We start from the raw sequence: 12,692 nt of genomic DNA on the forward strand, positions 1-12,692 counted from the left end.
GACCGACCCCACCGCGGACCCGGCCCCGCGGGCCGTAGACCGACCCCACCGCGGACCCGGCCCCGCGGGCCGTAGACCGACCCCACCGCGGACCCGGCCCCGCGGGCCGTAGACCGATCCCGAACCGCGGGCCCGACCCCGCGGGTCGTAGACCCCACCGAGCACGGACCCGACCCCGCGTACCGTGGGACAGGACCTCCGGCCCGACCGTTGCATAAGTATGTATAGTGATGCATATGACGATCAGAGTCGCGGTCGCGGGTGCGTCGGGGTACGCGGGCGGGGAGACGCTCCGCCTGCTCGCCGGGCACCCCGAGGTGGAGATCGGCGCCGTGACGGCGCACAGCAACGCGGGCGCGCTCCTCGGCGAGCACCAGCCGCACCTGCGATCCCTCGCCGACCGCGTGCTCCTGCCGACGGCGGTCGAGCACCTCGTAGGGCACGACGTCGTCGTGCTGGCCCTGCCGCACGGCGCGTCGGGCGAGATCGCGGCACAGCTCCCGGACGACGTGCTCGTGCTCGACCTCGGCGCGGACCACCGGCTCGAGTCCGCGGCGGACTGGTCGGCGTTCTACGGCTCCGAGCACGCGGGCACGTGGCCGTACGGGCTGCCGGAGCTCCTGCTCACGCTCGCCCCCGGCGCCGCGGCGACCGAGACGAGGCAGCGCGAGCGGCTCGTCGGGGCGCGGCGCGTGGCCGTCCCCGGGTGCAACGTCACCGCCGTGACGCTCGGCATCCAGCCGGGCGTCGCCGCCGGGCTCGTCGAGGGCACGGACCTCGTCGCGGTGCTCGCCAACGGGTACTCGGGCGCGGGGAAGTCGCTCAAGCCGCACCTGCTCGCGTCCGAGGCGCTCGGGTCGGCGCAGCCGTACGCCGTCGGGGGGTCGCACCGGCACATCCCGGAGATCGCGCAGAACCTGCGGGCCGCGGGGGCCCCGGCCGTCAGCATCTCGTTCACGCCCACGCTCGTGCCCATGTCGCGCGGCATCCTCGCCACGGTGACGGCGCGCCTGTCCGCCGACGCCGCGCGCCTCGACCCCGCCGCGCTCGACGCACGGGTCCGCCAGGCCTGGGAGGACGCGTACGTCGGCGAGCCGTTCGTCCGCGTGCTGCCCGCGGGCCAGTGGCCGACGACGGCAATGACCCTCGGCGCGAACACCGCGCTCGTCCAGGTCGCCGTCGACCACGCGGCGGGCCGCGTCGTCACCGTCACGGCGATCGACAACCTCGTCAAGGGCACCGCGGGCGCCGCGGTGCAGTCCATGAACATCGCGCTCGGCCTGCCGCAGACGGCGGGCCTCACGACCGAGGGGGTCGCCCCGTGACCGTCACCACCCCGCAGGGCTTCCGGGCCGCCGGCGTCGCCGCCGGGCTCAAGTCCACCGGCGCGCGCGACGTCGCGCTCGTCGTCAACGACGGGCCGCTCGACGTCGCCGCCGCCGTGCTCACGACGAACCGCGTGTTCGCCGCGCCGGTCGCCTGGACGCGCCAGGCCGTGGGCGACGGGCGCGCGACGGCCGTCGTGCTCAACTCGGGCGGCGCGAACGCGTGCACGGGCCCGGAGGGCTTCGCGGACACGCACCGCACCGCGGAGCACGTCGCCGACGTGCTCGCGACGTCGGCGGGCGACGTGCTCGTCTGCTCGACGGGCCTCATCGGCGTGCGGCTGCCCATGGAGAAGCTCCTCGCGGGCGTCGACGCCGCTGCGGCGGCGCTCGCGGACCCGGTCGCCGCGGTCGACGGCGGCGGTGACGCCGCGCTCGCGATCATGACGACGGACACCGTGCCCAAGACGGTCGCGGTGGTCCGCGAGGTCACGGACGCCACCGCGACGGACGGCGCCGCGACGTGGTCCGTGGGCGGCATGGCGAAGGGCGCGGGCATGCTCGCGCCGGGCCTCGCGACCATGCTGTGCGTGCTGACGACGGACGCCGTCGTCGACGCCGCGACGGCCGACGCCGCGCTGCGCGCCGCGACCCGCACGACGTTCGACCGCGTCGACTCCGACGGCTGCATGTCGACCAACGACACCGTGATCCTGCTCGCCTCGGGCGCGTCCGGGGTCGAGGTCGGTCTCGACGCGCTCACCGACGCCGTCACCGAGGCGTGCGCGTCGCTCGCGCGCCAGCTCGTCGCCGACGCCGAGGGCGCGAGCCACGACGTCGCCGTCTCCGTGGTGGGTGCGTCGAGCGAGGACGCCGCGGTCGCCGTCGCGCGCGCCGTGACCCGCTCCAACCTGTTCAAGGCCGCGATCTTCGGCAACGACCCGAACTGGGGCCGCATCGTGTCCGCCGTCGGGACCGTCCCCGAGGACGTCGCGCCGTTCGACGCGCTCCTGCTCGACGTCGCGGTCAACGACGTGCAGGTCTGCCGGGCCGGGGGAGTGGGCGAGCCCCGCGAGCTCGTCGACCTCGCGGCCGAGCGCGAGGTGCGCGTCGAGATCGACCTGCACGCCGGCTCCGCGACCGCGACGGTCTGGACCAACGACCTCACGCACGACTACGTCCACGAGAACAGCGCGTACTCCTCATGAGCGACCCGACCACCCCCACGCCCCACCCGCACGACGCCGCGTTCGACACGCGCACCGACCTGCGCCCCGAGCAGAAGGCCGAGGTGCTCGTCGAGGCCCTGCCGTGGCTGGAGGAGTTCGCCGGCGCGCTCGTCGTCGTCAAGTACGGCGGCAACGCCATGGTCGACGACACGCTCAAGGCCGCATTCGCCGAGGACATGGTGTTCCTGCGCCGGGTCGGGCTGCGCCCGGTCGTCGTGCACGGCGGGGGCCCGCAGATCTCCGCGATGCTCGACCGGCTCGGCATCGAGTCCGAGTTCCGCGGGGGGCTGCGCGTCACGACGCCCGAGGCGATGGACGTCGTGCGCATGGTCCTCACCGGCCAGGTCTCGCGCGAGCTCGTCGGCCTCATCAACGCGCACGGGCCGTACGCCGTCGGGCTCTCGGGCGAGGACGGCGGCCTGCTGCAGGCCCAGCGCCGGCACGCGACCGTGGACGGCGAGCCGGTCGACGTCGGGCTCGTCGGCGACGTCGTCGAGGTGCACCCGTCCGCGGTCCAGGACCTGCTCGACGCCGGCCGCATCCCCGTCGTGTCGACCATCGCCCCCGACCTCGAGGACCCGACCCAGGTGCTCAACGTCAACGCGGACACCGCCGCCGCGGCGCTCGCGGTCGCGCTCGGCGCGAAGAAGCTCGTCGTCCTGACCGACGTCGAGGGCCTGTACACGTCGTGGCCGGACCGAGGCTCGCTCGTCGCGCAGATCTCGCGCTCCGAGCTCGCGGCCCTCCTGCCGTCGCTCTCGGCGGGCATGGTCCCCAAGATGGAGGCGTGCCTGCGCGCCGTCGAGGGCGGGGTCCCTGCGGCGACGGTCATCGACGGCCGCGTGCCGCACTCGACGCTGCTCGAGGTCTTCACCACCCAGGGCAACGGGACGATGGTCGTCCCGGACGCCGCGGGCGCGCCTGCGCCCGCGCTCACCACGACCGCCGGAGGGGCCGCGTGAACGCGCTCGACCACCAGCAGGGCGCGCCCGCGCCCGCACCGCCCACCGACGTGACGGCCCCGGCCGACGGCTCCGTCGCGCAGTGGACCGACCGCTACGCGCACGCCGTCATGGACACGTTCGGCCCGCCGCAGCGCGTCCTGGTGCGGGGCGAGGGCGCGTACGTGTGGGACGCCGACGGGAAGCGGTACCTCGACCTGCTCGCGGGCCTCGCGGTCAACGCGCTCGGCCACGCCCACCCGACGCTCACGGCCGCCGTCTCGGCCCAGCTCGGCACGCTCGGGCACGTCTCGAACTTCTTCGGCACCCCGACGCAGATCGCGCTCGCCGAGCGCCTGCTCGCGCTCGCGGAGGCGCCCGAGGGGTCGCGCGTGTTCTTCACGAACTCGGGCACGGAGGCGAACGAGGCGGCGTTCAAGATGACGCGCCGGACGGGTCGCACGCGGGTCCTCGCGCTCCAGGGCGGCTTCCACGGCCGGACCATGGGCGCGCTCGCGATGACGTCGAAGGCCGCGTACCGCGAGCCGTTCGAGCCGCTCCCGGGCGGCGTCGAGTTCGTCGCGTTCGACGACGTCGCCGCGCTCGAGGAGGCCTTCTCGCCCGCGGCGGTGGCGGCCCGCGGCGAGGTCGCCGCGCTCGTCGTCGAGCCTGTGCAGGGCGAGGCGGGCGTGCGCTCGCTCTCGCCGGGCTACCTCGTCGCCGCGCGCGAGCTCACCGCGCGCCACGGCGCGCTCCTCGTCCTCGACGAGGTGCAGACCGGCGTCGGGCGGACCGGCTCGTGGCTCGCGTACCAGCAGCCGGAGGTGGGGGGCGGCGTCGTGCCCGACGTCGTCACGCTCGCCAAGGGCCTCGGCGGCGGGTTCCCCGTCGGCGCGGTGGTCGCGTACGGCGAGCGCGCGGCGACGCTGCTCGGCCGCGGGCAGCACGGGACGACGTTCGGCGGCAACCCCGTGGCGGCCGCGGCGGCGCTCGCGACGCTCGGGGTGATCGAGCGCGACGGGCTCCTCGAGAACGTGCGGGCCGTCGGGGCGCTCCTGCGCGACGGCATCGCCGGGGCCGGGAACCCGCTCGTCGCGGGCGTGCGGGGCCGTGGGCTCCTGCTCGCCGTCCAGCTCACGCGGCCCGTCGCGGCCGACGTCGCGCGCACGGCGCTCGACGCGGGCTTCGTCGTCAACGCCGTCGCGCCCGACGCGATCCGGCTCGCGCCGCCGCTCGTCCTCACGCCCGACCAGGCGCGCGACGTCGTGGCGTTCTTCGCCGCGGTCGCGGTCTCCGACGACGCCGCCGCCCCGGCCGACGTCCCCCCTGTCCCCACCACGGACCCCACGACGGACCCCACGTCCGAGCCCACCACGGACCCCACGACCGCCCCCACGACGAGGAGCTCCTGATGGCCCCCCGGCACTTCCTGCGCGACGACGACCTCACGCCCGCCGAGCAGCGTCGGGTCCTCGAGATCGGCCTCGCGTTCCGCGACGACCGCACGTTCCGCCAGCCGCTCGCCGGACCGCAGGGCGTGGCCGTCCTGTTCGACAAGCCGACGCTTCGCACGCAGCTCTCGTTCGCGACGGGCATCGCGGAGCTCGGCGGCTTCCCGGTCGTCGTGGACGGCCGGCTCGCCCAGGTCGGCGTCCGCGAGTCCGTCGCGGACGTCACGCGCGTGCTCGACCGGCAGGCCTCCGCCATCGTGTGGCGCACGTTCGGCCAGGACCGGATCGAGGAGATGGCGGCCATCAGCCGGGTCCCGGTCGTCAACGCCCTGACCGACGACTTCCACCCGTGCCAGATCCTCGCGGACCTCCTGACGATCGCCCAGCTCCGCGGCGGGACGGGGGCGCTCGCGGGCCAGACGCTCGCGTACGTCGGCGACGGCGCGAACAACATGGCGCACTCCTACCTGCTCGGCGGCGCGACCGCGGGCCTGCACGTGCGGGTCGGGACGCCGGACGGCTACCCGCCGCACCCCGTCTTCGTGGCCGACGCCGAGCGGATCGCCGCCGAGACCGGCGGCTCCGTGCTCGTCACGTCCGACCCGGTCGAGGCCGTCGCGGGGGCGGACGTCGTCGCGACCGACACGTGGGTGTCGATGGGCGACGAGGCGGAGGCCGAGGACCGCGCCCTGCCGTTCGTGCCGTACCAGGTGAACGACGACCTCCTCGCGCACGCCCGGCCCGACGCGATCGTGCTGCACTGCCTGCCCGCCTACCGGGGCAAGGAGATCACCGCCGAGGTGATCGACGGCCCCCGCTCGGCGGTGTGGGACGAGGCGGAGAACCGGCTGCACGCGCAGAAGGCGCTGCTCACGTTCCTCCTGGAGCGGTCGTGACCGAGCCCCGCACGGCGACGACGAAGACGGCGCGCCACGCGCGCATCGCCGAGATCGTGCGCCGCACCGAGATCCACTCGCAGGCGGAGCTCGCGCGCGAGCTCGAGCGCGAGGGCCTGTCGGTGACGCAGGCGACGCTCTCGCGCGATCTCATCGAGCTGCGCGCGGAGAAGGTGCGCGGCGCCTCGGGCGCGCTCGTGTACGCGGTGCCGGGGGAGGGCGGGGACCGCAGCGTGCAGACCGCGGAGTCGCCCGAGTACCTCGCGGCCCGGCTCGCGCGCCTGTGCTCGGAGATGCTCGTGTCCGCCGAGGCGTCCGCGAACCTCGTCGTGCTGCGTACGCCCCCCGGTGCCGCGAACTACCTCGCGTCGGCGATCGACCACTCCGTGCTCCCGCACGTGCTCGGGTGCATCGCGGGCGACGACACGATCCTCGTCATCGCGCGCGACCCCGACGGCGGCGCGGACCTCGCGCGGCGCTTCCTCGAGCTCTCCGGACCCCACGGCGGGCCCGTCCCCGGCACGCCGGACTGACCGCCGTCGGACCACGCCCCGCGCGGCCGCGGCGCCCTGCGAGACTGGACCCCGGACCCCACCCGCACGTCACAGAAAGAGACCGTCATGACTGAACGCGTCGTGCTCGCCTACTCGGGCGGCCTGGACACGTCGGTGGCCATCGGCTGGATCGCCGAGGCCACGGGCGCCGAGGTCGTCGCCGTCGCGGTCGACGTCGGCCAGGGCGGGGAGGACCTCGAGATCATCCGGCAGCGTGCCCTGGACTGCGGCGCCGTCGAGGCGTACGTCGCCGACGCGCGCGACGAGTTCGCCGCGGAGTACTGCATGCCCGCGCTGCGCGCGAACGCCCTGTACCTCGACCGGTACCCGCTCGTCTCGGCGCTGTCGCGCCCGGTCATCGTCAAGCACCTCGTGCGCGCGGCGCGCCAGTTCGGCGCGACGACCGTCGCGCACGGGTGCACGGGCAAGGGCAACGACCAGGTGCGCTTCGAGGTCGCCACGACGTCCCTCGCGCCCGAGCTCAAGACCATCGCGCCCGTGCGCGACCTCGCGCTGACGCGCGAGAAGGCCATCGAGTACGCGGAGAAGCACGCGCTGCCCATCGCCACGACGAAGCACAACCCGTTCTCGATCGACCAGAACGTCTGGGGGCGCGCGGTCGAGACCGGCTTCCTCGAGGACATCTGGAACGCGCCGACCAAGGACGTCTACAACTACACCGACGACCCGACGTTCCCGCCCGTCGCGGACGAGGTCGTCGTCACGTTCGAGCAGGGCGTCCCGGTCGCGCTCGACGGCGTCGCGGTGACCCCGCTCCAGGCGATCCAGGAGATGAACCGCCGCGCCGGCGCCCAGGGCGTCGGGCGGATCGACATCGTCGAGGACCGCCTCGTGGGCATCAAGTCGCGCGAGGTCTACGAGGCGCCGGGCGCGATCGCCCTCATCGCAGCGCACCAGGAGCTCGAGAACGTCACGCTCGAGCGCGAGCAGGCCCGCTTCAAGCGCGGCGTCGAGCAGCGCTGGACCGAGCTCGTGTACGACGGCATGTGGTTTAGCCCGCTCAAGCGCTCGCTCGACGTGTTCGTCGACGACACGCAGCGGTACGTGTCCGGCGATGTGCGCCTCGTGCTGCACGGCGGTCGGGCGACCGTCACGGGCCGGCGCTCGGACGCGAGCCTCTACGACTTCAACCTCGCGACGTACGACGAGGGCGACTCGTTCGACCAGTCGCAGGCCAAGGGATTCATCGAGATCTACGGTCTCACCGCGAAGCTCGCCGCCGCGCGCGACGAGAAGTTCGGCAACGGTGTGGACCTCGGGACGGGAGCGCTGTGAGCACGCACGACGACCAGGACGGCACCGCCGTCGAGCCGACGGAGACGTCGCGGGTGAGCCTGTGGGGCGGCCGGTTCGCCGGCGGCCCCGCCGACGCGCTGGCCGCGCTGAGCAAGTCCACGCACTTCGACTGGCGCCTCGCGGGCCAGGACGTCGCGGGCTCGAAGGCGCACGCGAAGGTCCTGCACGCGGCCGGCCTGCTCGACGACGACGAGCTCGACGGCATGCTCGCGGCGCTCGAGCGCCTGCGCGAGGACGTCGCGTCGGGCGCGTTCGTCGCGGCCGACGACGACGAGGACGTGCACACCGCGCTGGAGCGCGGGCTCATCGAGCGCGCCGGGCCCGAGCTGGGCGGGAAGCTGCGCGCGGGCCGGTCGCGCAACGACCAGATCGCGACGCTCACGCGCATGTACCTGCGTGACGAGGCGCGCACGATCGCGCGCCTCGTGCTCGACGTCGTCGACGCGCTGATCGAGCAGGCCGCCGCGCACCCGGGCGCGGCCATGCCCGGGCGCACGCACCTCCAGCACGCTCAGCCTGTGCTCCTCGCGCACCACCTGCTCGCCCACGCGTGGCCGCTGCTGCGCGACGTCGACCGGCTCATCGACTGGGACGTGCGTGCCGCCCGCTCCCCGTACGGTTCGGGGGCGCTCGCGGGCTCGTCGCTGGGCCTCGACCCGGCGGCGGTCGCCGCCGAGCTCGGGTTCGACGGCCCGGTCGAGAACTCGATCGACGGCACCGCGTCGCGCGACGTCGTCGCGGAGTTCGCGTTCGTCGCCGCGATGCTCGGGGTCGACCTCTCGCGCCTCGCGGAGGAGGTCATCCTCTGGGCGACGAAGGAGTTCGGCTTCGTGCGCCTGCACGACTCCTACTCCACGGGGTCGAGCATCATGCCGCAGAAGAAGAACCCCGACGTCGCCGAGCTCGCGCGCGGCAAGGCGGGTCGCCTCATCGGCGACCTGGCGGGCCTGCTCGCGACGCTCAAGGGCCTGCCGCTCGCGTACAACCGCGATCTCCAGGAGGACAAGGAGCCGGTGTTCGACCAGGTCGACACGCTCGAGGTGCTGCTGCCCGCGTTCTCCGGCATGGTCGCGACGCTCGAGTTCGACACCGACCGGATGGCGTCGCTCGCTCCGCAGGGGTTCTCGCTCGCGACGGACGTCGCCGAGTGGCTCGTGCGCGAGGGCGTGCCGTTCCGCGTCGCGCACGAGGTCGCGGGCGCGTGCGTGCGCGCGTGCGAGGAGCGCGGCATCGAGCTGTGGGACCTCTCGAACGACGACCTCGCGTCGATCTCCGAGCACCTCACGCCGGGCGTGCGCGACGTGCTGAGCGTGGAGGGCTCGCTCGCGTCGCGCGACGCCGTGGGCGGCACCGCCCCGGTGCGGGTCGCCGAGCAGCTCGAGGCCGCGAAGGAGCGCTCGGCCGAGTACCGCTTCTGGGCCCAGGACTGACGGTGCCCCGGCTCGCGGTGCGGCGCGCGTGCCCGGCGGCGCGGGCGTGAGCGTCGGCCCGGACGTCCTCGCCGAGCTCGTCCGCCGGGTGCGCGACGCCGTCCCGCGCCTCGGGCCGCCCGGCCCGGGCGAGGTCGCCGCGGGGGAGGGGACGACGTCGGGCACACGGCTCGTCGTCGTGGACGGGCCCGCGGGCTCGGGCAAGACGACGCTCGCCGCGCAGCTCGGCGACGCGCTGCCCGCCCAGGTGCTCCACATGGACGACCTCTACGAGGGATGGCGCGGGCTCGAGCCCGCCTGGGGGCGGCTCGACGCGTGGGTGCTGACGCCGCTCGCGGCGGGCCGGGCCGGGCGGTACCGCCGGTTCGACTGGCACCTCGACCGCTTCGCCGAGTGGCACGACGTCCCGGTCGCGCCGTACCTCGTGGTCGAGGGCTGCGGGGCGGGGCGGCGCGAGGCCGACGAGGTCGCGGCGCTGCGCGTGTGGGTCGAGGCGCCGGACGACGTCCGGCTCCGGCGCGGCCTCGACCGGGACGGCGAGGACCAGCGCGACCACTGGCTCGCCTGGATGGCCGCGGAGCGCGAGCACTACCGCCGCAACGCCACGCGCGAGCGTGCGGACGTCGTCCTCGACGGGTGGGGACGGCTCGTGCGCACGGGGCGGACGGCGCCCGGCCCGGACCCGACCGCGTCCCGCCCGGACGTGGGGGGCGAGGCGTAGATTGCCCGGGACGGGAGGTGGTGGCATGCCGGCAGAGGCTGCGGCGGGCACGGTGCCGGGCATCGTGGGGACGGGGGAGTCCGGGAGCGCGCGCGTCGTCGGGCCGTGGGACGCCCCGGCCCGCGGCTGGTACGCGCGCGACGTGCAGGAGGTCGCGCGCGACCTCCTCGGCTCCCTGCTCACGCGGCGCAGCGCTGAGGGCGACGTCACGCTGCGGATCACCGAGGTCGAGGCGTACGACGGCGAGCGCGACCCGGGCTCGCACGCGTTCCGCGGCCGCACGGAGCGCAACCGGGCCATGTTCGGCGAGCCGGGCCGCCTCTACGTCTACCGCCACCTCGGCCTGCACCACTGCGTCAACGTCGTGTGCGGTCCGGTGGGCCGCGCGTCCGCCGTCCTGCTGCGCGCCGGAGAGGTGACCGACGGCGTCGAGCTCGCCCGGTCCCGCCGGGTCGCCGCGGGCCGGTGCGACTCCGACCGCCAGATCGCACGCGGCCCCGCGCGTCTTGCCGTGGCGCTCGACCTCGACCTGCGCCAGTACGGCGCGGAGCTGACCGATCCCGACGGCGAGCTCGTGCTGCACCGGGCGACGGACGGGCCGCACCGGCCGCCGATCGCCGCGGGACCGCGCGTGGGCGTGTCGGGCGACGGCGGGGACGGCGAGCTGTTCCCCTGGCGCTACTGGCTCGCGGGGGACCCGACCGTCTCCGCCTACCGCCGCGTGAGCGCCCGGTCCCGCTGAGCCGGGGCCGTCGCCCGCGGCACACCACCCGCGCCGCCCGCGTGGTGGGCGGTGTCCGGGCGACGGCGGCCGGCACGGCAGACTAGGACCCGCGGCCCGGACGGGGCCGCACCGCTGTGCCCGCACGACGGGCACTCGACGAAGGAGCAGAAGTGAGCGACGTTCTCGACGAGCTGCAATGGCGAGGCCTGGTGGCGCAGTCCACCGACGAGGCCGCGCTGCGCGCCGCGCTGGCCGAGGGCCCGATCACCTATTACTGCGGCTTCGACCCGACGGCGCCGAGCCTGCACCACGGGCACCTGGTCCAGCTCCTCCTGCTGCGCCACCTCCAGCTCGCCGGCCACCGGCCGATCGCGCTCGTGGGCGGTGCGACGGGCATGATCGGCGACCCGCGCCAGTCGGGGGAGCGGGTGCTCAACTCGAAGGAGACGGTCGCCGACTGGACCGAGCGCCTGCGCGGCCAGGTCTCGCGCTTCCTGGACTTCGAGGGGGAGAACGCGGCGCGGGTCGTCAACAACCTCGACTGGATCTCGGAGATGTCGGCCATCGACTTCCTGCGGGACGTGGGCAAGCACTACCGCCTCGGCACGATGCTCGCCAAGGACACGGTGGCGCGCCGCCTGAGCTCGGACGAGGGCATCAGCTTCACGGAGTTCAGCTACCAGATCCTCCAGGGCATCGACTTCCACGAGCTCTACCGGCGCCACGGGGTCACGCTCCAGACGGGCGGGAACGACCAGTGGGGCAACCTGCTCTCGGGCGTCGACCTCATCCGTCGGACGGAGGGCGCGTCGGTGCACGTCATGACGACGCCGCTCATCACGAAGGCCGACGGCACGAAGTTCGGCAAGACCGAAGGCGGCGCCGTCTGGCTCGACGCCGACATGATGAGCCCGTACGCCTTCTACCAGTTCTGGCTCAACGCGGCGGACGACGACGTCGTGCGGTTCCTGAAGATCTTCACCTTCCGCTCGCGCGAGGAGATCGCGGAGCTCGAGGCCGCGGTCCGGGAGCGGCCGGGTGCGCGCGAGGCGCAGCGCACGCTCGCGGCCGACGTGACGACGCTCGTGCACGGGGCGGCGGCGACCGAGGCGGTCGTCGCCGCGAGCCAGGCGCTCTTCGGGCGCGGCGACCTCGACGGACTCGACGAGCGCACGCTGGAGGCGGCGGTCGCCGAGCTGCCGCGCGCGACGGCGCAGGTCGGCGACCCGGTCGTCGACCTCCTGGCGGCGTCGGGGCTCGTGGCGTCGAAGGCGGCCGCGCGCCGAGCGGTCGCCGAAGGCGGCGCGTACGTCAACAACGTCAAGATCACGGGTGAGGACGCGGTGCTCGGGGCTGACGACCTGCTGCACGGACGGTTCGCGCTCCTGCGCCGGGGCAAGAAGACCCTCGGGGTCGCCGTCGCCGGCTGACCCGGAAGGGCGAGGGCCAGGAGGGGCCGGGCCGCGTCGAGCGGTGCCGGCCCCTTCGCCGTCGCCGCCGGCGGCTGCGCCACCGAGCGGATTTGGCACTCCTGCGGAGCGCGTGTAGTGTTCTCGACGTTCGCCCGGCAGGGAGGAACGGACACCGGGTCTCGATCATCCGAGACGGTGGCTGGTCCCCCGGGCGGTCCCCTCGAAGATCGACCGGGTGCCTCGCGCGCCCTGACGAGCTTCGAGGCTGCTGGCTCCACGGCAGGCCCTCCGAGCTCGGAACACCGAGTTGGAAGGGACACCGAGGGTCTGGTAGATTAGAGAAGTTGCCCCAAGCGAGGTTCTGCCCGGTCGGGTGGTGCTGAGTTGGTGTGTGTCGGTTGTTTGAGAACTCAACAGTGTGCTTGTTAGTCAATGCCAAATTTTTTGTCCCTGTGGCATGGCTGGCCTGGTTGCCCGTCGGGTGGTTGGGTTGGTTGTGTCTGGGATTCCTTTGGTTGATTTCGGAAGATGATGTCATCTTTCGTGTTGATGCCAGTTTTGTGAACCCTGTTGGGGTTCGCTTCGTATGGATTGTTCACTGCCGGGCTTCGGTTTGGTGGTGGGCGTTGTTCATTTACGGAGAGTTTGATCCTGGCTCAGGACGAACGCTGGCGGCGTGCTTAACACATGCA

At 74.2% G+C, this 12,692-nt stretch carries 11 protein-coding genes and 1 rRNA gene; all 12 read left to right on the forward strand.

Annotated features, from left to right (window positions below):
• The first annotated feature begins 230 nt into the window (after positions 1 to 230).
• A complete protein-coding gene (gene argC, locus AC3WT4_RS10405; RefSeq protein WP_492315395.1) occupies positions 231 to 1,325 on the forward strand; it encodes an N-acetyl-gamma-glutamyl-phosphate reductase in 1,095 nt (364 codons plus the stop codon).
• The gene (gene argJ, locus AC3WT4_RS10410; RefSeq protein ID WP_492315396.1) at positions 1,322 to 2,533 is read left to right on the forward strand and encodes a bifunctional glutamate N-acetyltransferase/amino-acid acetyltransferase ArgJ; all 1,212 of its coding nucleotides are present in this window, start codon (positions 1,322 to 1,324) and stop codon (positions 2,531 to 2,533) included. The genes argC and argJ overlap by 4 nt, the downstream gene beginning before the upstream one ends.
• Positions 2,530 to 3,516, forward strand: a complete 987-nt coding sequence (gene argB / locus AC3WT4_RS10415) for an acetylglutamate kinase (RefSeq protein WP_074810084.1) — start codon at positions 2,530 to 2,532, stop codon at positions 3,514 to 3,516. The genes argJ and argB overlap by 4 nt, the downstream gene beginning before the upstream one ends.
• A 110-nt stretch (positions 3,517 to 3,626) precedes the next feature.
• On the forward strand, positions 3,627 to 4,907 hold the full coding sequence (locus tag AC3WT4_RS10420) for an acetylornithine transaminase (RefSeq protein WP_492315404.1): 1,281 nt from the start codon (positions 3,627 to 3,629) through the stop codon (positions 4,905 to 4,907).
• A complete protein-coding gene (gene argF, locus AC3WT4_RS10425) occupies positions 4,907 to 5,842 on the forward strand; it encodes an ornithine carbamoyltransferase (protein WP_074810085.1) in 936 nt (311 codons plus the stop codon). The genes AC3WT4_RS10420 and argF overlap by 1 nt, the downstream gene beginning before the upstream one ends.
• Positions 5,839 to 6,375: an arginine repressor gene (locus tag AC3WT4_RS10430; protein ID WP_074810086.1), complete on the forward strand. Its 537-nt coding sequence runs from the start codon at positions 5,839 to 5,841 to the stop codon at positions 6,373 to 6,375. Before argF ends, AC3WT4_RS10430 begins: the two co-directional genes overlap by 4 nt.
• 87 nt (positions 6,376 to 6,462) lie before the next feature.
• The gene (locus tag AC3WT4_RS10435; protein ID WP_492315397.1) at positions 6,463 to 7,692 is read left to right on the forward strand and encodes an argininosuccinate synthase; all 1,230 of its coding nucleotides are present in this window, start codon (positions 6,463 to 6,465) and stop codon (positions 7,690 to 7,692) included.
• A complete protein-coding gene (gene argH / locus AC3WT4_RS10440) occupies positions 7,689 to 9,143 on the forward strand; it encodes an argininosuccinate lyase (RefSeq protein WP_492315398.1) in 1,455 nt (484 codons plus the stop codon). Before AC3WT4_RS10435 ends, argH begins: the two co-directional genes overlap by 4 nt.
• A 46-nt stretch (positions 9,144 to 9,189) precedes the next feature.
• On the forward strand, positions 9,190 to 9,864 hold the full coding sequence (locus AC3WT4_RS10445; RefSeq protein WP_492315399.1) for a uridine kinase family protein: 675 nt from the start codon (positions 9,190 to 9,192) through the stop codon (positions 9,862 to 9,864).
• A gap of 25 nt (positions 9,865 to 9,889) precedes the next feature.
• Positions 9,890 to 10,606, forward strand: a complete 717-nt coding sequence (locus AC3WT4_RS10450; RefSeq protein WP_492315400.1) for a DNA-3-methyladenine glycosylase — start codon at positions 9,890 to 9,892, stop codon at positions 10,604 to 10,606.
• A gap of 152 nt (positions 10,607 to 10,758) precedes the next feature.
• Positions 10,759 to 12,018: a tyrosine--tRNA ligase gene (gene tyrS / locus AC3WT4_RS10455; RefSeq protein WP_257419266.1), complete on the forward strand. Its 1,260-nt coding sequence runs from the start codon at positions 10,759 to 10,761 to the stop codon at positions 12,016 to 12,018.
• 615 nt (positions 12,019 to 12,633) lie between these two features.
• Positions 12,634 to 12,692: ribosomal RNA gene (locus AC3WT4_RS10460) — 16S ribosomal RNA — on the forward strand; the annotation flags it as partial.

This window comes from Cellulosimicrobium sp. EB106-03-01-XG111, assembly GCF_058792115.1.

Excerpts from the sequence above, each read along its gene's own strand:
- argC (WP_492315395.1), top strand. The coding sequence starts at position 231 with ATGCATATGACGATCAGAGTCGCGGTCGCGGGTGCGTCGGGGTACGCG.
- argB (WP_074810084.1), top strand. The coding sequence starts at position 2,530 with ATGAGCGACCCGACCACCCCCACGCCCCACCCGCACGACGCCGCGTTC.
- AC3WT4_RS10420 (WP_492315404.1), top strand. The coding sequence starts at position 3,627 with ATGGACACGTTCGGCCCGCCGCAGCGCGTCCTGGTGCGGGGCGAGGGC.
- argF (WP_074810085.1), top strand. The coding sequence starts at position 4,907 with ATGGCCCCCCGGCACTTCCTGCGCGACGACGACCTCACGCCCGCCGAG.
- AC3WT4_RS10435 (WP_492315397.1), top strand. The coding sequence starts at position 6,463 with ATGACTGAACGCGTCGTGCTCGCCTACTCGGGCGGCCTGGACACGTCG.
- AC3WT4_RS10450 (WP_492315400.1), top strand. The coding sequence starts at position 9,890 with ATGCCGGCAGAGGCTGCGGCGGGCACGGTGCCGGGCATCGTGGGGACG.